19 protein-coding genes are annotated in these 19226 nt (G+C 67.8%); 8 read left to right on the top strand and 11 right to left on the bottom strand.

The annotated features are described in order from the left end of the window. Window positions 1-55: 55 nt before the first annotated feature. From RTY13_RS05050 to RTY13_RS05040, 3 genes are all read left to right on the top strand, one after another. Complete coding sequence (locus tag RTY13_RS05050; protein ID WP_312781585.1) at window positions 56-799, top strand: DUF1223 domain-containing protein; 744 nt, start codon at window positions 56-58, stop codon at window positions 797-799. 73 nt (window positions 800-872) lie between these two features. After that, on the top strand, window positions 873-2828 hold the full coding sequence (locus RTY13_RS05045) for a potassium transporter Kup (RefSeq protein WP_312781583.1): 1956 nt from the start codon (window positions 873-875) through the stop codon (window positions 2826-2828). A gap of 47 nt (window positions 2829-2875) precedes the next feature. After that, a complete protein-coding gene (locus RTY13_RS05040; RefSeq protein ID WP_312781581.1) occupies window positions 2876-4219 on the top strand; it encodes an RsmB/NOP family class I SAM-dependent RNA methyltransferase in 1344 nt (447 codons plus the stop codon). A gap of 15 nt (window positions 4220-4234) precedes the next feature. Here the strand turns inward: RTY13_RS05040 and RTY13_RS05035 are convergent, their stop codons facing one another. After that, window positions 4235-4657, bottom strand: a complete 423-nt coding sequence (locus RTY13_RS05035) for a metallopeptidase family protein (protein WP_312781579.1) — start codon at window positions 4655-4657, stop codon at window positions 4235-4237. Between the two features lie 144 nt (window positions 4658-4801). On the opposite strand from RTY13_RS05035, the gene RTY13_RS05030 reads away from it, so the two are divergent. Beyond that, window positions 4802-7114, top strand: a complete 2313-nt coding sequence (locus tag RTY13_RS05030; protein WP_312781578.1) for a sensor histidine kinase — start codon at window positions 4802-4804, stop codon at window positions 7112-7114. Between the two features lie 54 nt (window positions 7115-7168). Next, a complete protein-coding gene (locus RTY13_RS05025) occupies window positions 7169-8023 on the top strand; it encodes an HAD family hydrolase (protein WP_312781577.1) in 855 nt (284 codons plus the stop codon). Here the strand turns inward: RTY13_RS05025 and RTY13_RS05020 are convergent. The 8 genes from RTY13_RS05020 to RTY13_RS04985 form a co-directional block, all read right to left on the bottom strand. Continuing rightward, on the bottom strand, window positions 7995-8801 hold the full coding sequence (locus tag RTY13_RS05020) for a kinase (RefSeq protein ID WP_312781576.1): 807 nt from the start codon (window positions 8799-8801) through the stop codon (window positions 7995-7997). The genes RTY13_RS05025 and RTY13_RS05020 overlap by 29 nt on opposite strands. A 1-nt stretch (window position 8802) precedes the next feature. Next, a complete protein-coding gene (locus tag RTY13_RS05015; protein ID WP_300197569.1) occupies window positions 8803-9123 on the bottom strand; it encodes a 2Fe-2S iron-sulfur cluster-binding protein in 321 nt (106 codons plus the stop codon). Window positions 9124-9236: 113 nt separating this feature from the next. After that, a complete protein-coding gene (locus RTY13_RS05010; RefSeq protein ID WP_312781574.1) occupies window positions 9237-10034 on the bottom strand; it encodes a succinate dehydrogenase iron-sulfur subunit in 798 nt (265 codons plus the stop codon). 12 nt (window positions 10035-10046) lie between these two features. Further along, window positions 10047-11831 carry a succinate dehydrogenase flavoprotein subunit gene (gene sdhA, locus RTY13_RS05005; protein ID WP_312781573.1) on the bottom strand — a complete coding sequence of 595 codons (1785 nt, stop codon included), beginning with the start codon at window positions 11829-11831 and terminating at the stop codon, window positions 10047-10049. Between the two features lie 7 nt (window positions 11832-11838). Beyond that, window positions 11839-12237 (bottom strand): succinate dehydrogenase, encoded by a 399-nt coding sequence (locus tag RTY13_RS05000; protein WP_312781571.1) that lies wholly within the window; start codon window positions 12235-12237, stop codon window positions 11839-11841. Continuing rightward, entirely contained in the window at window positions 12234-12611 is a 378-nt protein-coding gene (gene sdhC / locus RTY13_RS04995) for a succinate dehydrogenase, cytochrome b556 subunit (protein ID WP_312781795.1), read from the bottom strand. The genes RTY13_RS05000 and sdhC overlap by 4 nt, the downstream gene beginning before the upstream one ends. A gap of 200 nt (window positions 12612-12811) precedes the next feature. Continuing rightward, window positions 12812-13228 (bottom strand): HIT domain-containing protein, encoded by a 417-nt coding sequence (locus tag RTY13_RS04990; protein ID WP_312781570.1) that lies wholly within the window; start codon window positions 13226-13228, stop codon window positions 12812-12814. Beyond that, the gene (locus tag RTY13_RS04985) at window positions 13225-13971 is read right to left on the bottom strand and encodes an EcsC family protein (RefSeq protein ID WP_312781569.1); all 747 of its coding nucleotides are present in this window, start codon (window positions 13969-13971) and stop codon (window positions 13225-13227) included. Before RTY13_RS04985 ends, RTY13_RS04990 begins: the two co-directional genes overlap by 4 nt. A gap of 141 nt (window positions 13972-14112) precedes the next feature. Here RTY13_RS04985 and mdh point away from each other — a divergent pair, with 141 nt between their 5' ends. Next, a complete protein-coding gene (gene mdh / locus RTY13_RS04980; protein WP_312781568.1) occupies window positions 14113-15075 on the top strand; it encodes a malate dehydrogenase in 963 nt (320 codons plus the stop codon). 105 nt (window positions 15076-15180) lie between these two features. Here the strand turns inward: mdh and RTY13_RS04975 are convergent, their stop codons facing one another. Continuing rightward, the gene (locus tag RTY13_RS04975; protein WP_312781567.1) at window positions 15181-15726 is read right to left on the bottom strand and encodes a YbjN domain-containing protein; all 546 of its coding nucleotides are present in this window, start codon (window positions 15724-15726) and stop codon (window positions 15181-15183) included. A 32-nt stretch (window positions 15727-15758) separates the two neighbouring features. Then, window positions 15759-16892: a cell division protein ZapE gene (zapE, locus tag RTY13_RS04970; protein WP_312781566.1), complete on the bottom strand. Its 1134-nt coding sequence runs from the start codon at window positions 16890-16892 to the stop codon at window positions 15759-15761. 159 nt (window positions 16893-17051) lie between these two features. Here zapE and RTY13_RS04965 point away from each other — a divergent pair, with 159 nt between their 5' ends. Together RTY13_RS04965 and rarD are read left to right on the top strand one after the other, a co-directional pair. Further along, a complete protein-coding gene (locus tag RTY13_RS04965; RefSeq protein WP_312781564.1) occupies window positions 17052-18098 on the top strand; it encodes an aspartate-semialdehyde dehydrogenase in 1047 nt (348 codons plus the stop codon). Between the two features lie 108 nt (window positions 18099-18206). Continuing rightward, a complete protein-coding gene (gene rarD / locus RTY13_RS04960; protein WP_312781562.1) occupies window positions 18207-19211 on the top strand; it encodes an EamA family transporter RarD in 1005 nt (334 codons plus the stop codon). The last annotated feature ends 15 nt before the right edge of the window (window positions 19212-19226 follow it).

Below are 19226 nucleotides of genomic sequence, written 5' to 3'. Positions count from 1 at the left end.
GCCGCTCACGGTTTTATGAGCGGCGCGGATGGATCGAAGGGCTAGGATCACGGCCATGAAGGCAAGGGGTCTGATCAAGGGCGGTTTGCTCGTCGCGACGCTCATCGGCGTCGGTGCGGCGGCCCAGGCGCACGAGCGCGACGCCTCGGTCCAGCCGGTGGTGGTCGAGCTGTTCACGGCCCAGGGCTGCTCTGGCTGTCCCGAGGCCAACCGCACGCTTGAAGCCGTGGCCAACGAGCCCGGCGTCATCGCCCTGACCTATGGCGTCGGTTACTGGGACTATCTCGGCTGGTCGGACACCTTCGCCAAGCCCGAATTCGCGGCCCGTCAGCAGGCCTATCGCCAGGCGCTGAGGCTGAGGAACGTCTCGACGCCCCAGGTGGTGATCGACGGCCGCCGTCATCTGTCCGGCGCCCGCTCGCCCGAGCTTCAGGCCGCCATCGACGCCGAGGCGTCAGCTCGCCAGCATCCGCCCGAGATCGAGTTTCGCGAGACCGGCGACCGGGTCGAGGTCGGCTCGGGTCGTCCGCCGGCGGGCGGAGCCGAGGTCATGGCCGTGGTCTATCAGCCGGGCCTTCAGACGGTCGAGGTGCGCCAGGGCGACAACCGGGGTCAGGCCGTGCGCCACGTCAATGTGGTGCGCGAGGTGAAACGTCTCGGCGACTGGACCGGCCGTCCGGTCCTGTTTGTTCTGCCGCCGGATTCCGCGTCAGAAGACAATGTCGTAGTTCTGGTTCAGGCCAAGACGGATCGCCGCATCCTGTCGGCGGCGCGTCGCGTGGAACGGGCGCGCGATTGAACCGCTGACCGAAAGGGTCTAAAGGCCCGCGGCTCTTGATGGGCGCGCCCTTCGCGCGACCCGGAGGTTATGCATGGCCGGGGATACGCCCCGCGGCGACGTTGCGACGTCCGCCGCAAACGCTTCCGAACAACCGAACGCCGGGACTCCCTCTCCGCAGGGCCATGGCAAGGCGACGCATCGCGCCCTGATCCTGGGCGCCATCGGCGTGGTCTTCGGCGACATCGGCACCAGCCCGATCTACGCCCTGCGCGAGGCCATCGGCCACGCCCAGAAGGGCGTCGGCGGCGAACTGGCCATCATCGGCGTCGTCTCCCTGGCCTTCTGGGCCCTGATGGTGGTGGTGACGTTCAAATATGTCATGTTCCTGATGCGGGCCGACAACAAGGGCGAGGGCGGCACCCTGTCGCTGATGGCTCTAGCCCAGCATGCAGTTGGCCGACGCAGCGCTTGGTTATTCATCCTCGGCGTCTGCGGCGCGGCGCTCTTCTACAGCGACGGGGTCATCACCCCCGCCATCTCGGTGCTGTCGGCGGTGGAGGGTCTGAAGGACGCTCCTGGCCTGAACGGCGAGTTGGACCCCTTTATCCTGCCGATCTCGGCGGGCATCCTGATCGCCCTCTTCCTGGTCCAGTCGCGCGGCACCGCCGGCCTGGCCAAGTTCTTCGGCCCCATCACCGCCGTCTGGTTCCTCAGCCTGGGTGTGCTGGGCCTGACCCATATCTTTGACGACATCTCGATCCTGCGCGCCCTGTCGCCGATCTATGGCGTCGAGCTGCTGCTCAAGGACGGTTTCCTCGGCTTCGTCATCCTGGGCAGCGTTTTCCTGGCCGTGACAGGGGCCGAGGCCCTCTATGCGGACATGGGGCATTTCGGAAAGGCGCCGATCCGTCAGGGCTGGCTGTTTGTGGTCCTGCCCTGCCTGACACTGAACTATCTGGGCCAGGGCGCCTTCCTGCTGGACAACCCTGGCGCGGCGGACAACCCGTTCTGGAACATGGTGCCGCAGATGATCTACTGGCCCATGCTGATCCTGGCCACGGCGGCCACGGTCATCGCCAGCCAGGCGGTCATCACCGGCGCCTTCTCGGTGACCCAACAGGCGGTGCAACTGGGCCTCCTGCCCCGCATCGACATTCGCAATACGTCCGAGACCCTGGCCGGCCAGATCTATGTCCCGGCGGTCAACAGCCTGCTGATGATCGGCGTGCTCTTCCTGCTGCTGACCTTCCAGTCGTCTCACAACCTGACCGCGGCCTATGGCGTGGCCGTCACTGGCACCATGCTGGTCAACACCCTGATGTCCTGGTCGGTGGTGACCAAGAAGTGGAAGTGGCCGATGTGGGCCGTGCTGGGCACCCTGGTCCCGTTCGGCATCATCGACGGCGTCTTCCTGACCTCCAACCTGCTCAAGATCCCCGACGGCGCCTGGATGCCTCTGGTCCTGGGCGGGGGCCTTGTGCTGATCATGTGGACCTGGGTGCGCGGCACGCAGATCCTGACCGAGAAGACGCGCAAGGACAGCCTGCCCCTGCATGACCTGATCGAGATGCTGAAGGCCCGCCCGCCGCACCGCGCGCCGGGCACGGCCATCTTCCTGACCTCGGACCCCGAGGTCGCGCCGGTGGCCCTGATGCACAACCTCAAGCACAACAAGGTGCTGCACGAGAAGAACGTCATCCTGACGGTCCACACCGCCGACCGCCCGCGCGTCGCCGACAGCCAGCGCGTGACGATGGAGCCGATCAGCGACGACTTCAAACGCCTGACCATCACCTACGGCTTCATGGAGACGCCGAACGTGCCGCGGGCCCTGGGCCTGTGCCGCAAGCAGGGGCTGAAGTTCGACATCATGTCGACCAGCTTCTTCCTGGGCCGTCGCTCGGTGGTGCCGTCGGCGCGTCAGGGCATGCCCCTGTGGCAGGACAAGCTGTTCATCTTCCTGATGCGCAACGCGGCCAATCCGACCGACTTCTTCCATATTCCGCCCGGCCGCGTGGTCGAACTGGGCACGCAGGTATCCGTATGAGTGGTGGCACCCCCAAGGGCAAAAGCTCGGCTGCGCGCGGTCGTCGCATGGCTGAAAAGTCGCGTCCGCGTCGTGAGGCCAAGCCCGAGGTCGTGGCCGAAGACCCCCATGCCGACATCGGTGTCGAGGCGCGTCTGGTGGCCGGCATCCTGCTGAACGCCGCGCTGGAGAAGCGCACGGGTCTGGACGAGGCCCTCAGCCAGTCACCGGCCAAGGACCTGGCCGGTCCCGACCGCGCCTTCGCGCGCGCTGTCGCCATGGCCGCCCTGCGCCGTCTGGGCGAGATCGACCAGATCCTGGACCGCCGTCTGCAGAAGGCGCCCCCGGCCCCGGTGCGCACCATCCTGCGCGTCGCTCTGGCCCAGACCCTGGTGCTGGGCACCCCCGCCTTCGCCGCCGTCTCGACCGCCGTCAAGCTGGCCGAACGCGACGCCAAGACCCGGCCCTACAAGAACCTGGTCAACGCCGTGCTGCGCGGCGTCGACCGCGACGGTCCCGGCCTGACGACGGCGGAATCCAACCTGCCCGACTGGCTGGCCGCCCGCTGGAAGGCCACCTATGGCGAGGCCAACCTGATCGGTCTGGCCCTGGCCACCCGCGAGGAGCCCGCCACCGACCTCAGCGCCAAGCCCGGCGTCGATCTCGATGTCCTGGCCCAGGACGTCGAGGGCGAGGTCCTGCCCGGCGGCACGGTCCGCACCGGCAAGCGTGGCGATGTGGCCGGCTGGCCCGGCTTCGAGGCCGGCGACTGGTGGGTTCAGGACGCCGCCGCCGCCGTTCCCGCCCGCCTGCTGGCCGTCAAGGCCGGCGAGACGGTGCTGGACATGTGCGCCGCGCCCGGCGGCAAGACCTTGCAATTGGCCGCCGCCGGCGCCGAGGTCGTGGCCGTGGACCGCTCGCCCGCCCGCCTGAAGCGCCTGCGTCAGAACTTCGACCGCACCGGCCTGCCGGTCGAGGTCGTGGCCGTCCCGGTCGAGGACTGGGAGGACGACCGTATCTTCGACGCCGTCCTGCTGGACGCGCCCTGCACCGCTACCGGCACCTATCGCCGCAACCCCGAAGTCCTGCGCGCCACCCGCCCCGCCGAAGTCGCCAAATTGGCTGACGTCCAGCACCGACTGCTGGACGTGGCCGCCGACAAGGTGAAGCCGGGCGGCCGTCTGGTTTACTGCGTCTGCTCGCTGGAACGCGAAGAGGGCGAGACCCAGGTCATCGCCTTCCTGCGCCGCAACCCGGCCTTCCGCACCGTGCCCGCCGTCCCCGCCGAGATCGGGGCTCCTGACGAGGCCCTGACGGCCGAAGGCTGGCTGCGTATCCTGCCCTCGCAATGGGCTGAACGCGGCGGCGTGGACGGTTTCTTCGCGGCGCGCCTGGAACGGATCGCCGACTGACGATCCGCTGGACGATCAATCCGCCTCGTCCTCGATGTGGTGGATCTGGTCGTCGTCGAGGCCGAGGTGATGACCGATCTCGTGGATCAGGACGTGGGCGATGATCTCGGCCAGGCCGACGTCGCCGCGCTCGCACCATTCGTCGAGGATGGGGCGGCGATAGAGGAAGATGCGCGAGGGTTCGGCCGCCGGACCCATGGCGTCTCGCTCGCCGATGTGAACGCCGGAATAGAGGCCAGTCAGTTCGAACGGGTCCTCGATCTCAAGATCCGCCAAGGTCTCCTCGTCGGCGAAGTCGTCGACGCGGATGACCACCTCGCCGGCGGCTTGGCGGAACACCTCAGGCAGATCGGCGAAGGCGGCTTCGGCCAGGCGGGCGAAGTCGTCGAGGGAGGGGGCGGGCTGGTCGTTCCACGCCGGGTTCGGGGCTTGGGTCATGGCCCGGATATCGCCCGCGCCGGAGCATGCTGCAATCCGTCGTCTCGCCGCATCGCAAATCGCGCAATCAGGGTATGGTAAACGCGAATCGGTCGGCGCCCCTGGGGTTCCGCCCGCTCGCTCGTCGTATTTTCCGGGGACAGGATGGCCGAGGCCTACATCGCCTATGTGGCCACTGCAGGCGCAGCGGGTCTGGCGCTGGCGATCAGCGCCTGGGCCTGGCGACTGCGCAAGCGCCTGGGCGCGCGCGAGGCCGAGGTCGAGGCCTGGCTGGCGGGCGAACGCGCCCATGCGGCCGCCTGCGAGGGCGCGCTCAACGTCTTCGACGACGTGCGACTGGCCCTGACGCCCGAGGGCGCGGCCCAGTCGGTGTTCGGCGCGCCTGAGGCCTTGGCGGTGCTCGCGCCGGGGCATGACGGCATGGCGGCGGCCGAGGCCATTGTCAGGGCGCTGAATGAGAACCACACCGGCCATATGGAGGGCCTGGTCCAGCGCGGCGAGCCGTTCGAGACCCTGTTGGAATCCGCCGACGGCGCCTGGGCGGTCGAGGGGCGGGCCCTGGGCGGATCGACCTGGCTGCGTCTGTCGAAGCTGGGCGGGGCGGAAACCGCTGCGGACGCCGGGCTCGGCGCCCTGACTGAGGCCTCCCCGGCCCCCACCTGGGTGGTCGACGGGACGGGACAACTGATCTGGGCCAACAAGGCCTGGCTGAGCGAGATCAAGGCCGAAACCCTGGCCGAGGCGCATGAGACAGGCCTCAGCTTTGACCGCGGCGCCGACCTGATCGTCGCGGAGGCTTCGCGCCTCAACGCCCGTCAGGAGGGCTTCCGCTGGGTGTCGTCCGACGGCCGCCGCAAGGCCTGGCGCATCCTGGCCGAGCCCCTGGCCGGCGGGCGCGGCGCCGTCATCGCCTTCGCCATCGACATGACCGAGGCCGAGGAGACACGCGACACCCTGCGTCGTCACGTCGAGGCCCACGACGAAACCCTGAACCACCTGGCCGACGCCGTGGCCATCTTTGGCCCGGCCAAGCGGCTGGCCTTCCACAACACCGCCTTCCAGCAGTTGTTCAACATCGACCCGGCCTGGCTGGACGAGCGCCCGACCCACGCCGAACTGCTGGATCGCCTGCGCCAGAAGCGCCAACTGCCCGAGGTCATCGACTACGCCGGGTGGAAGGCGCAGGAGCTGGAATTCTATGGCGCGGCTCAAGCGGCGCCGGATGACAGCTGGTCCCTGCCTGATGGGCGGACCCTGCGCGTGGTGCGTCAGCCTCATCCCCTGGGCGGCATCCTGCTGATCTTCTCGGACATCACCGACGAGTTGCAGTTGCGCAGCCGCTACAACGCCCAGATCCAGGTCCAGACCGCGACCCTGGACAAGCTGAACGACGCCGTCGCCGTCTTCGGTTCGGACGGCCGTCTGCGGCTCAACAACGACGCCTTCGAGATCTTCTGGGGCGTCTCCGCCGAGAGGCTGGCCGAGGCCGGCGACTTCGACGCCGTGGCGGCCTTGTGCCGCCCCGTGCTGGACGATGCCGCCCTGTGGCTGGGCCTCAAGGCGCGGGTCGCCGATCCCGATCCCGAAAGCCGGGTGCCGATTGCGGGCGAAGCGCGCACCGACGACGGACGAATGGTGGCCTGGCAAACCCGTCCCCTGCCCGACGGCGCCACCCTGGTCGCCTTCTCCGACGTCACGGCCCGGCGCGAGCTGGAGCAAGCCCTGGCGGCCAAGGAAGCGGCTTTGGCCGAGAGCCAGGCGCTGAAGCGCGAGTTCGTCGGCTCCGTCTCTTACGAGCTGCGCACGCCCCTGACCACCATCGTCGGCTATTCCGAACTGCTGGAAGCCATGGGCGATCTGCCCGAGCGCAGCCGTCAGCACGCCGGGGCCATCCGCGTCGCCGCCAGCCATCTGGCCCGCTCCATCGACGACGTGCTGGACATGGCCCAGATCGACGCTGGCGAGATGGAGCTGACGCTCGGCGACATGCGGGTCTGCGACCTGCTGGAAGCGGCCGCCGACAAGGTGCGGGCCAAGGTCGAGGGCCGGGGCGCCGTCCTGAGCGTCGTCTGCCCGCCGCGGCTCAAGCCGATCCGCGGCGACGTCCGCCGCATCGCCCAGGCGGTCGATCACCTGCTGGAGAACGCCTGTCGCGCGGTGTCCGAGGGCGGCGCCGTGACCTTGACCGCCGAGGTCGGATCGGGCGAAGTCCGCATCCGCGTCGAGGACACCGGCCGCGGCATCCCCTATCACCTGCAGGCCCATGTGTTCGACCGCTTCGTGCGGCGCGAGCGCGGCGGGCCGGGCGTGGCCCTGGCCCTGGTCAAGGCCCTGGTGGAACTGCACGGCGGCTGGGCCGAGGTTCAGTCCGAACCGGGCAAGGGCGCGGCCTTCATCCTGCACCTGCCGGTCGAGGCCACGGCCCCCACGGCGGCCCCGGAACTGCTGCTGGGCTGATCTTTGCAGCAATGTCGTGCTAGAGGGCTTGTCCAAGCCCCTCAGGACGCTCTTATGGCCGACACGACCCGCCCCCTGCTCAAGACCGCCATCATCTATGATTTCGACGGCACCCTGGCGCGGGGAAACATGCAGGAGGTCAGCTTCATCCCCTCGATCGGGATGACGCCCGCCCAGTTCTGGAACGAGACCGTCCGTCCCCGGACCATCGCCTCCGACGGCGACGGCATCCTGATGTACATGCAGATGATGCTGCTGGCGGCGCGCGAGCAGGGCAATCCCGTCACCCGCCAGACGCTGCAGGACCATGGACGCGACGTCGCCCTGTTCGAGGGTCTGCGCGACGGCAGCTGGTTCGACCGCATGAACGAATTCGGCGCCCAGTACGGCCTGGAGATCGAGCACTACATCATCTCGGCCGGGCTGGAGGAGATGATCCAGGGCTGCCCCATCGCCGGGGCCTTCACCCACGTCTTCGCCTCGAAGTACGCCTATGACGAAAACGAAGTCGCCGTCTGGCCCGCCGTTGGCGTCAACTACACCACCAAGACCCAGTACCTGTTCCGTATCAACAAGGGCGTGCACAACCACTGGGACGACGAGCGCATCAACCGCTTCATCCCGGACGAGGAACGCCCCATCCCGTTTGACCGGATGATCTTCCTCGGCGACGGCGACACCGACGTGCCGACCATGAAGATGATGCACACCAAGGGCGGCTTCTCGATCGCCGTCTATGACCCCGACAACACCCCGCGCGACCACAACAAGATCCACCGCCTGATCTCGGAAGACCGGGTCAACTTCGTCGCCGAGGGCGACTATCGCGAGGGCACGCCCGTCGACCTGATCGTCAAGGGCCTGATCGGCCGCATCGCCGTCAACTACGGCCGGATGCCGGCGGACTGATCGTCCGGTCGCGGGCGAGATCAAATGTCACATCCGCCCGCACCCCGCCCGCCAGCATATGGCGGGTGATGCGCTCGAAGGCCTGGATGAAGACGGCCAGTTCGGCGCGGCGCTCGGCGGGCAGGTCGGACGGTGCCAGCCCCATCAACCCCGCCTCCTGCTCGCAGCGCCAGTCCAGCACGGCGTTGAACGACGGCGCCTTCAGAAACAGGATGGCGTCGAAGCGGGCGAAGGTCTTGGCGTAGGGTCCGGCCAAGTCGGTGTTGGCTGCGCGGCGCCAGACCCCCGGCCCGTCCTGCTCGCGTTCCAGCGCATTGATCGGCGCGGCGAGGTCCGCCTCGGCCTGCGCCGTCGCCCCCAGGCACCAGCCATCCACCAGCACCGCCGACGGGCGGTTCGCGAACATCGGCCATTCGGCCGTGGGGCGTCGGTCGTCGGAAAGCTTGTCGAAGGCGGGCAGGGGCGTACGGCTGTTTGGACCGGCGGCGCGCAGGGCGGCGATCGTCGTCTCCAGCAACGCCAGATCATGCGTTCCGGGCGGGCCGCGGACGGCGAACAGGGGATGGAGGGCCCTGCCCTTCGCCTCGCGCTCGGCCTTGGTCAGATAGACGTCGTCCAGAGACAGGCAAGCCGCGCCCCAGCGCTCGGCGGCGGCGCGGGCCAGGGTCGTCTTACCCGACCCTTGCGCTCCGGCGATGCCGATCAGGGGGGCATCGCCCGGCCGCGCATGGGTGGCGATCAAGGCCCCGACCGCGTCCAGCAGCCGGGCGTCGATCATCTCAGTGCTGGCTTTGCGGCAGGCGCACGATCAGGCCGTCCAGGTCGTCGCTGACGCGGATCTGGCAGGACAGGCGGCTGTTCGGCTCGACGTTCTCGGCGAAGTCGAGCATCGACTCCTCCATGGCCGAGGGACGGCCCGTTTCCGAGGCGAAGTTCTCGTCCACATAGACGTGGCAGGTGGCGCAGGCGCAGGCGCCGCCGCAGTCGGCGTCGATGCCCGGCACATTGTTGCGGATCGCGCCTTCCATGACGGAAAGGCCGTTCTTGACCTCGACCGTGTGCTCGGTCCCGTCGTGCTCGATATAGGTGATCTTGGCCATGCAGGCGTCTTAGCCCAGGCCGCGCGGGAGGCAAGCCCCGGCGACCTGCGGGCATGAAAAACCCCCGGAGCCTGACGGCGCCGGGGGCTGTTCGGATGGGCAAACCCGAGGGTTTAGGCCGCCGCGCGCTTGCGGCTCGGCGCGACCATCAGCTTCTTGGTCTCGGCGATCGCCTTGGCCGGGTTCAGACCCTTGGGGCAGACCTGGGCGCAGTTCATGATCGTATGGCAGCGATACAGCTTGAAGGGGTCCTCGAGGTCGTCGAGGCGCTTCTGCGTGGCGTCGTCACGGCTGTCCGAGATCCAGCGGAACGACTGCAGCAGGGCCGCCGGGCCGAGGTATTCTTCCTGGTTCCACCAGTAGCTGGGGCAGGAGGTCGAGCAGCAGGCGCACAGGATGCACTCGTACAGACCGTCCAGCTTCTCGCGGTCGGCGGGTGACTGCAGGCGCTCCTTCTCCGGGTCGGGCTCGTCGGACTGGAGGTAGGGCTGGATGGAGTCGTACTGGGCGTAGAAGAGCGACAGGTCCGTCACCAGGTCCTTGACCACCGGCTGGTGGGGCAGGGGGGAGATGGTGATGTTGTGCGACGAGCACTCGTCCCAGCCCTTGGTGCAGGCCAGGGTGTTGCGGCCGTCGATGTTCATCGAGCACGAGCCGCAGATGCCCTCGCGGCACGAACGACGGAAGGACAGGGTCGGGTCGATCTCGTTCTTGATGTGGATCAGGGCGTCCAGAAGCATGGGGCCGTGATCGTCGGACGAGACCTCGTACGAGTCCCAGCGCGGATCGGAATCCGTTTCCGGGTCGTAGCGATAGACCTTGTAGGTCTTGACGTTCTTGGCGCCGGCCGGGGCCTTGTGGACCTTGCCGGTCGTGGGCTTGGAGCCGCGCGGGAGGGTGAGTTGAACCATCTGCCTGCTCCCTTAGTAGACCCGAGCCTTGGGCTCGATGTAGGCGACTTCGTCGGACATCGTGTACTTGTGCACCGGACGATAATCGATCTGGACGCCTTCGCCCGGACGCTTCCAGGCCAGGGTGTGCTTCATCCAGTTGACGTCATCGCGGTCCGGATAGTCCTCGCGGGCGTGGGCGCCGCGAGATTCCGTGCGGTTGGCCGCGCCTTCGATGGTGACGAGGGCCTGGGCGATCAGGTTGTCGTACTCCAGCGTCTCCATCAGATCCGTGTTCCAGATCAGGCCGCGATCGGTGGTCTTGATGTCGGCGCCGGCGGCGTCGATCGAGCGCAGCTTCTGGACGCCTTCGTCCAGGGTCTTGCCGGTGCGGAAGACGGCGGCGTCCGACTGCATGGCGCGCTGCATCTCAAGACGCAGCTTGGCGGTCGGGGTCGAACCCGAGGCGTTGCGGAAGCGGTCGAGGCGCGCCAGGTGGGCGTCGGTGGTCGCCTTGGGCGCAGCCGGGACGGCCGAGGCCTTGTCCACGACCTCGCCGCAGCGCAGGCCGACGGCGCGGCCGAACACCACCAGGTCGGTCAGCGAGTTGGAGCCCAGGCGGTTGGCGCCGTGCACCGAGACGCAGGCGGCCTCGCCCACAGCCATCAGGCCCGGAACCACACTGTCGGGGTTGCCGTCGCGCAGGGTCAGGACTTCGCCGTGATAGTTCGTCGGGATGCCGCCCATGTTGTAGTGGACGGTCGGCAGGACCGGAATCGGCTCCTTGGTCACGTCGACGCCGGCGAAGATTTTGGCCGACTCCGAGATGCCCGGCAGGCGGGCGTGCAGGATCTTGGGATCTAGGTGATCCAGGTGCAGGAAGATGTGGTCCTTGTTCGGACCCACGCCGCGGCCTTCGCGGATTTCGATGGTCATGGAGCGGCTGACCATGTCGCGCGGGGCCAGGTCCTTCACGGTCGGCGCATAGCGCTCCATGAAGCGCTCGCCTTCCGAGTTGGTCAGATAGCCGCCTTCACCGCGGGCGCCCTCGGTGATGAGGCAGCCGGCGCCGTAGATGCCGGTCGGGTGGAACTGCACGAACTCCATGTCCTGCAGCGGCAGGCCGGCGCGCAGCACCATGGCGTTGCCGTCGCCGGTGCAGGTGTGGGCCGAGGTGGCCGAGAAGTAGGCGCGGCCGTAACCGCCGGTCGCCAGCACCACCATCTTGGCGCGGAACTGGTGCAGCTGGCCGGTGTCGAGCTGAAGCGCGGTGACGCCGGTGCAGGCGCCGTCCTGCATGATCAGGTCCAGGGCGAAGTATTCGACGAAGAACTTCACTTCGCGGCGGACCGACTGGCCGTACAGGGTGTGCAGGATGGCGTGGCCGGTGCGGTCGGCGGCGGCGCAGGTGCGCTGCACCGGGCCTTCGCCGAAGTTGCGGGTCATGCCGCCGAAGGCGCGCTGGTAGATCTTGCCTTCTTCGGTGCGCGAGAAGGGCACGCCCCAGTGTTCCAGCTCGTAGACGGCCTTGGGCGCGTTACGGACCAGGTATTCGATGGCGTCCTGGTCGCCCAGCCAGTCCGACCCCTTGACGGTGTCGTACATGTGCCACTGCCAGCTGTCCTCGCCCATGTTGCCCAGCGAGGCGGAGATGCCGCCCTGGGCGGCCACGGTGTGCGAGCGGGTCGGGAAGACCTTGGTGACGCAGGCGACCTTCAGGCCCTGCTGGGCGGCGCCGAGAGCCGCGCGCAGGCCCGAACCGCCCGCGCCGACGACGACGACGTCGTATTCGTGATCGATAAGCTCGTAAGCAGCCATGGCGGGATCAGACTCCGGCGGGCAGCGGGGCGGAGCCCATCGCCACACGCACGATGAAGAAGATGCTGGCGGCGGCCAGCACGAGGAAGACGAGGTTCGACAGGTTGATCAGGGTCGTCCGGGCCGAGGGGGCGGGGACGTAGTCCTCGATGATCACCTTCCAGGCCAGGCTGGCGAACAGGAAGAAGACGATCGCGGTCAGGCCCAGCAGACCGGCGTTCAGGGCGTTGCCGAACCAGGCGAGCACGGCCTCATAGCCTGCGCCGGCCAGGGTGAAGCCCGACGACAGGACCCACAGGCCCAGCGGCATCAGGGCCAGCAGAGCCAGCTTCTCGATCTTCCACTCGCCGGCGCCGTGGCGCTCGGAGATCTTCACATTGTTCTTGAACTTGGGGGCGGCGCTCACAGCGAAACCTTTCCGGCGGCGAACAGGACGACCCAGAACAGGACGGTCAGGACCAGGGGGCCCCAGACCGCGATGTTGGCCATCAGATTGGCGGACTTCAGATCAAGGCCCTTGCCGGCGTCGTTGATCAGGTGGCGGGCGCCGTTCAGCAGGAAGGAGAAGACCACCAGCGACAGGCCGAACCAGATGAAGAGGCCGAACGGCGAGGCCGAGCAGGCCGCGATCTTGGCGTAGGCTTCGGGACCGGCCGCGACCGCCGCGACCCAGGCCAGCAGCAGGACGGCGCCGACCGTGGCCGCGCCGATGGTGACGCGGAACAGGATGGAGGCCGTCATGGTGATGTGCCACCGCCAGACGTCGGTGAAGGGCGACATCGGCGCCACATGGCCATTGGGATGGCGGACGTAGCGGCCAGTGGGGTCGCCCGCACCCTGGGGAAGGTTCGACATGCGAATGGTTCTCAAAAAACCTGTGGAAAAACAGGTCCGGTTGCAGTGCGATAGGCTTTAGTGACCGCAAAGGCCGGGTGTCAACGAACCGGGCCGGATAAGCGGCGCTGATCGCAATTTCCTGATCAGGCCTCGCGAATCGCTCGCAACAAGGCCTCCAGATCGGCCTCCTCCAGCCGTACCGCGCCCGGACGGCCCCAGATGGGGTCGGGCCACAGACCGTCGTCGCGGCGACGGCCGACGACATGGACGTGAAGCTGGCGGGTGACATTGCCCAGGGCCGCCGTGTTCAGCTTGTCGATGGGGCGACCCGCTGTTTCGGCGAGGGCGCGCACGACCTCTCCAGCCCGCACGATCTCCTCCATCAAACCCGCGCGCTGAGCGGGCGTCAGGTCGTCCAGCTCGACCGCGCCCTCGACGCGGGGCAACAGGATCAGCCAGGGAAAGCGGGCGTCGTCCTGCAGCCGCACCTGGCACAGGGGCCAGTCGACGGCGAAGACGGACCCCGCCTCGAACGCAGGGTCAGCTTTGAAATCGGTCATGTCAGATGCTCGTCCTCGAACCAGCGCAGGCGATAGGCGTTCATCGCCGTCGTCGCCAGCCGGGTGGTCAGCCGCCAGTTGACCACGGCCCCGACGGGGGCGCCGATGACCGGGATCAGTTGGGCCAGTTTGGCCAGGTCGATGTAGTCGCGATACTCCAGCTGGAACTTGCGCCAGTCGAAGTCCTGGATGCGTTCGGGCTGGTGCAGGCCGCGCCCTGCCGCTTCCAGCGCGGACAGGGCCTCGGGCCGATACCGGGCGCTGGAAAAGGCCAGCTGGAAGATGCGCAGCAGATAGAGCCGCTCAGAAAGGCTCTTGCCCGAATGGCCGTAAAGGGCGCCGATCTCGGCCAGCAGCTTGACCTTGATGGCCAGCAAGGCCGGGAAGTCCGCCGCCGCCAGCAGGAAGCCGCCGGCCCCCGCCACCCCGCCCTCGGCGCTGGCCGTGGTGCGATAGAGGTCGATCCGGGTGCGGATCAGGTCTTCGCGCGTCCTCAGGCCGCCATGCAGCAGGGGCTTGGCGGTGGTCCATTCGGCCCCAGCCATGATGCCCCGCGTCGTCAGTTCGACGCCGGACGTGACGATCCGATGCACCCGCTCGGGGATGATCCTGTTGATGCGGTCCTGGGTCGCGCGGGTGGTCATGTCCCACAGGCCGGGGCGGCGCAGCTGGCGTTCACGCCAGGCTTCGGCTTCCCCGAGGACGCGGGCTTCATATTGGCGGTCGTCTTCCGTGGCGGTCATCATGCCCCTCTGGATGCGGCGACCCTCGCAGGGGCCGACCAAAGGCGCAACGCCCGGCGCTTGCTCCCGCTCCCTTGCGGGTCTAGACCGCCCGCCATCGAGTACCGTTTCGCACACGCAACATCGACTGGAGAGACCTGTATGGCTCGCGCGAAGATCGCCCTCATCGGCGCCGGAATGATCGGCGGAACCCTGGCCCACGTGGCCGCGCGCGAAGCGCTGGGCGACGTCATCCTGTTCGACATCGCTGAAGGCACGCCGCAAGGCAAGGCCCTGGACATCGCCGAGGCCTCGGCCGTCTTCGGTCAGGACGTGGCCCTGAAGGGCGCCAACGACTACGCCGACATCGCGGGCGCCGACGTCTGCATCGTCACCGCCGGCGTGCCGCGCAAGCCGGGCATGAGCCGCGACGACCTGATCGGCATCAATCTCAAGGTCATGAAGGTCGTCGGCGAGGGCATCAAGCAACACGCCCCCAACGCCTTCGTCATCTGCATCACCAACCCGCTGGACGCCATGGTCTGGGCCCTGCAGAAGTTCTCGGGCCTGCCCAAGGAGAAGGTCGTCGGCATGGCCGGCGTGCTCGACTCGGCCCGCTTCGCCTACTTCTTGGCCGAAAAGACCGGCGTCTCGGTGCAGGACATCCACGCCTGGACCCTGGGTGGTCACGGCGACGACATGGTGCCGATGGTGCGCCACTCGACCGTCGGCGGCCTGCCGCTGCCGGACGCCGTCGCCGCCGGCTTCCTGAGCCAGGCCGATCTGGACGCCATCGTCGAGCGCACCCGCAAGGGCGGCGGCGAGATCGTGGCCCTGCTGAAGACCGGCTCGGCCTTCTACGCTCCGGCTGAATCCGCCATCGCCATGGCCAAGTCCTACCTGCTGGACCAGAAGCGCGTCCTGCCGTGCGCCGTCTGGCTGTCGGGCGAGTACGGCCTGTCGGACCTCTATGTCGGCGTCCCGGCCCTGATCGGCGCAGCCGGCGTCGAGAAGATCGTCGAGTTCACCACCAACGACGAAGAGAAGGCCATGTTCGCCAAGTCGGTCGAGTCGGTGAACGGCCTGATCCAGGCCTGCAAGGACATCGAGCCTTCGCTGGCTTGAGCCAGCGAAGGGGCGCTATCGCTCGGCTCACGGAGCCGCGCTGATTGAGCGCTTTTTCTGCTTTGAGGTGAGGGCCGTGCCGGAAGGCGCGGCCCTTTCTTTTGGTCAGTTCGTCGTCGTCGCGTTCGGCACGAAATAGCCGACGTGCAGGGCGAAGGCGGGCAGCAGGCTGCGCCATATGGCGACGTTGTCCGTCAGTTGCGACGGGCCGATGCCGTTCAGCAGCACCACGTCCTGCTGGAGGATGGCGGCACCGTCCGCCCGCCCATTCGAGGGCGCTTCATAGAAGGCCTTGGTGAAGCGCCGCTCCGCGTTCCAGGCGTTGACCTTTTCCAGCGTGACCTGAGGATTGCTGAAGCCGGCCCCCAGTTGCAGGTCGCCGCAGACCTGATTTTCACAGCTGTTGAAGGTCACCGTCCAGGCCAGATCCGCGCTTTCGCGTACCTGGACATAGGGCGCGTCCCCGCCCTGAACCTCGCCGACCGTCAGGCCCTGGGCCTTGAGCCAGTCGACCACGGCGGCGACGGGCAGACCGGTCGCTGCGGCTGCCGGCGTCGAAGCGGGCGCCTGAACTGGAGTCTGGGCCAGGACGGCGGTCGGGCCGGTCGCAAGGATGACGGCGAAGGTCAGGGCGCTGAAGGCGGAAGGCACGGGCGTCTCCATTCGGTTTCGCCCACCCTACTTCAGGCGTGGGCCGACGCCAGATCATCCTCAGCCTCGTCGCCCCTTTGCTCCAGCCACGATGCGCTGCGCATTTCGTTCAGGCGCGACACTGTGCGCTCGAACTCGAAGGCGCCGACGCCCTCGGCGTAGAGGCTCTCGGGCTCGGCTTCGGCCAGGACCACCAGCCGTGTCCTGGCCTCGTAGAGGGCGTCGATCAGGGTCACCAGACGCCGCGCCTCGTGGTGATTGGCCGGGCTCAGGGTCGGCACGTCGGCCAGGAAGAGGGTGTGGAAGCGCCGGGCGATGGCCAGATAGTCCTGCGGTCCCAGCGGGGAGCCGCACAGCTCGGTGAAGGTCGCCCGCGCCATGGCGCCGACCGTGCGCTGCACCCGGACCTGACGGCCCAGGACGGGCAGGGCGACCGGCTCCTCGGGTTCACCGCCCTTGAGGTCCGACCACAGGGTCTCGAACCCGGCCCGCGCCGCCTCGTCCAGCGGCGAGAACCAGACCTTGGCCCCCGCCATGCGGTCCAGACGGAAGTCCCGCGCTCCCGCCGTCTCCACTACCTCGCAACGCTCGCGCAGGATGTCGATGAAGGGCAGGAAGAGCTGGCGGTTGATGCCGTTCTTGTAGAGGTCCTCGGGCGCGCGGTTCGAGGTGACGGCCAGGACCACCCGCTTCTCGAACAGGGCCTCGAACAACCGACCCAGGATCATGGCGTCGGCGATGTCGGTGACCTGCAGTTCGTCAAAGCAGAGCAGCCGGGCTTCGGAGGCGATCAGGGCCGCGATCGGTGGAATGGGATCATCGCCCTTGCTCGTGCCGAACACCGCCTTGCGGGTGCGGGCGTCGCCGTCGCGCCACTGTTTCACCAGGTCGTGGATGCGGGCCATGAAGGCGTGGAAGTGGGCGCGCACCTTCTTCTGTTCGGGCGTGGCCGAGTAAAACAGGTCCATCAGCATGGACTTGCCGCGTCCCGGCGGTCCCCAGATGTAGATGCCCTTGACCTCGGGCGGGCGGCCGAACAGGCCCTTTTTCGACAGGTCCGCCTCCAGCCGCTCCAGCGCGGTCAGCAGGTCCAGCTGCTGCGGATCGGGGGCGATGACGCCCTCTTCGACGCGGATGTCGTAGGCGTTGCGGATGCGAGAAGTCATGGTCAGCGGCATAGCCCCAAGGGGCCGATCAGGGAAGGCGGAGCGGATTCATGCCTTCTGACGCAGGAATTTGGTAAAAACCGGTTGCTTCGCGCCTGCGAAAGACCCAAATGCAGAACCGCTTTTCTCCCCAGCGCCCCTTCTAAGGATATTCTGATCATGGGCTATCGCGTCGCCGTCGTTGGCGCCACCGGCAATGTCGGTCGTGAAATGATGAACATCATCGAGGAACTGAACTTCCCCGTTGAGAAGATGCACGCGATCGCCTCACGAAAATCCAAGGGTGTCGAGGTGGCCTTCGGCGACAAGACGCTGAAGTGCGAGGACCTGGAGCAGTTCGACTTCTCCACCGTCGATGTCGTTCTGATGAGCGCCGGCGGATCGGTGTCGAAGGAATGGTCGGAAAAGATCGGCAAGGCCGGTCCCATCGTCATCGACAACTCCTCGGCCTTCCGCATGGACCCCGACGTGCCGCTGATCGTGCCGGAAGTGAACCCGGATGCGGTCAAGCTGGCGCGCAAGAAGAACATCGTGGCCAACCCCAACTGCTCGACCGCGCAACTGGTCGTGGCGCTGAAGCCCCTGCATGACGCGGCCAAGGCCAAGCGCGTCGTGGTCTCGACCTATCAATCCGTGTCGGGCGCCGGCAAGGAAGGCATGGACGAACTGTGGAACCAGACCAAGGCCATCTACGGCCTGGGCGACGCCACGCCGAAGAAGTTCCCCAAGCAGATCGCCTTCAACGTCATTCCCTACATCGGGTCGTTCAACGACGACGGCTACACCGATGAAGAAGCCAAGATGTGGAACGAGACGCACAAGATGATCGACCCGTCGATCAAGCTGACCGTGACCTGCGTCCGCGTGCCGGTCTTCGTCGGCCACTCTGAGGCCGTGACGGTCGAGTTCGATCGCCCGATCGAGCCGGACGAGGCCCGCGAGATCCTGCGCGAGGCGCCGGGCGTCCTGGTCATCGATAAGCTGGAGCACGACGGCTACATCACCCCGGTCGACGCCGCCGGCGAGCACGCCGTCTATGTCAGCCGCATCCGCAAGGACCCGACCGTCGAGAACGGCCTGTCCTTCTGGGTCGTCTCCGACAACCTGCGCAAGGGCGCGGCCCTGAACGCCGTCCAGATCGCCCAGCTGCTGGACGAAACCGGCGTCATCACCCCGTCGAGCGGCTATCGCAGCCTGACGGTTTAAGTAAGGGGCCCCTAACGTCCCACGCGCGGCGTGGGCGGCTTGAGGGCCTTTGTGTTCCTTCTGAAACCTCCGTCGTGCCTTGGCGCGGCGGAGGTCGAAAGGTCCGCCGTGACCGCGTCCCCCTCAGCCAACTCGTCCGAAGCCCGCGCCGCCCTGATGGCGGGGGTGGGCTGCTATCTGCTGTGGGGCTTCATCCCCCTGGTCTTCCAGCAGATGGCGCACCAAGGCGCCGACGCCTGGGAGATCATGGGCCACCGCGCCGTCTGGGGCGTGATCTGGGCTCTGCTGCTGGTGCTGATCGCGCGCCAGTGGACGCAGGTTGTCGCCGTCTTCCGCCAGCCCAGGGTGCTGGGCTGGCTGGCCCTGTCGGCGGTGCTGATCGCCACCAACTGGACCACCTATGTCGTGGCGGTGAACAACGGGCGGACGCTGGACGCCTCGCTCGGCTACTACCTCAACCCTCTGCTCAACATGGCCGCCGGCGCCTGGTTGTTCCGTGAACGGATCGACCGTTTCGGCGCCGCCGCCATCGGTTTGGCCGCCGTCGGCGTGGTGCTGCAGACCCTGGCCCTGGGCCACGCCCCCTGGGTGTCCCTGTTGCTGGCCTTCAGTTTCGCCGGTTACGGCATCATCAGGAAGCGCGTCTCGGTCGAGGCCCAGACCGGCCTCTTCATGGAGTGCCTGCTGCTGGCCGCCCCTGGCCTGGCCTGGGTGATCTTCATCGAGGTGACGGGGCAGGGCCACTTCACCGCCTCGCCGGCCGCCACCTTCTGGCTGCTGTTCGCTGGACCCGCGACCGTCATCCCGCTCGCCCTCTTCGCCTGGGCCGCGCGGCGGATGCCCCTGTCCAGCATGGGCTTCCTGCAGTTTCTGGCCCCGACCATCGTCTTCTTCATCGGCATGGTTCAGGGCGAAGCCCTAGGCGCTTTGCGCATCGCCTCCTTCGCCTTCATCTGGCTGGGCGCCGCCGTCTTCGCCGTGGGGGCGGTGGTGAAGGTGCGCCGGGCCAGCCGCACCGCCGAGACCATCGTCGCCCCGGAACCGGGTCTGTTGGACGACCCGGCCGAGGACCGCATGGCGGCCCTGGATCAGGAAGCGCGCGCCCCGCGTTGAGATTGGCGGCCGTTC

Source organism: Brevundimonas sp. (assembly GCF_032055285.1).
Lineage (GTDB): Bacteria > Pseudomonadota > Alphaproteobacteria > Caulobacterales > Caulobacteraceae > Brevundimonas.
The sequence above is the reverse complement of the archived record's forward strand: the minus strand, read 5'-3'. Positions and strand labels throughout refer to the sequence as shown.

Coding starts and splice junctions, on each gene's coding strand:
- RTY13_RS05050 (WP_312781585.1), top strand. CDS start 56: ATGAAGGCAAGGGGTCTGATCAAGGGCGGTTTGCTCGTCGCGACGCTC.
- RTY13_RS05045 (WP_312781583.1), top strand. CDS start 873: ATGGCCGGGGATACGCCCCGCGGCGACGTTGCGACGTCCGCCGCAAAC.
- RTY13_RS05040 (WP_312781581.1), top strand. CDS start 2,876: ATGGCTGAAAAGTCGCGTCCGCGTCGTGAGGCCAAGCCCGAGGTCGTG.
- RTY13_RS05035 (WP_312781579.1), bottom strand. CDS start 4,657: ATGACCCAAGCCCCGAACCCGGCGTGGAACGACCAGCCCGCCCCCTCC.
- RTY13_RS05030 (WP_312781578.1), top strand. CDS start 4,802: ATGGCCGAGGCCTACATCGCCTATGTGGCCACTGCAGGCGCAGCGGGT.
- RTY13_RS05025 (WP_312781577.1), top strand. CDS start 7,169: ATGGCCGACACGACCCGCCCCCTGCTCAAGACCGCCATCATCTATGAT.
- RTY13_RS05020 (WP_312781576.1), bottom strand. CDS start 8,801: ATGATCGACGCCCGGCTGCTGGACGCGGTCGGGGCCTTGATCGCCACC.
- RTY13_RS05015 (WP_300197569.1), bottom strand. CDS start 9,123: ATGGCCAAGATCACCTATATCGAGCACGACGGGACCGAGCACACGGTC.
- RTY13_RS05010 (WP_312781574.1), bottom strand. CDS start 10,034: ATGGTTCAACTCACCCTCCCGCGCGGCTCCAAGCCCACGACCGGCAAG.
- sdhA (WP_312781573.1), bottom strand. CDS start 11,831: ATGGCTGCTTACGAGCTTATCGATCACGAATACGACGTCGTCGTCGTC.
- sdhC (WP_312781795.1), bottom strand. CDS start 12,611: ATGTCGCCCTTCACCGACGTCTGGCGGTGGCACATCACCATGACGGCC.
- RTY13_RS04990 (WP_312781570.1), bottom strand. CDS start 13,228: ATGACCGATTTCAAAGCTGACCCTGCGTTCGAGGCGGGGTCCGTCTTC.
- RTY13_RS04985 (WP_312781569.1), bottom strand. CDS start 13,971: ATGACCGCCACGGAAGACGACCGCCAATATGAAGCCCGCGTCCTCGGG.
- mdh (WP_312781568.1), top strand. CDS start 14,113: ATGGCTCGCGCGAAGATCGCCCTCATCGGCGCCGGAATGATCGGCGGA.
- zapE (WP_312781566.1), bottom strand. CDS start 16,892: ATGACTTCTCGCATCCGCAACGCCTACGACATCCGCGTCGAAGAGGGC.
- RTY13_RS04965 (WP_312781564.1), top strand. CDS start 17,052: ATGGGCTATCGCGTCGCCGTCGTTGGCGCCACCGGCAATGTCGGTCGT.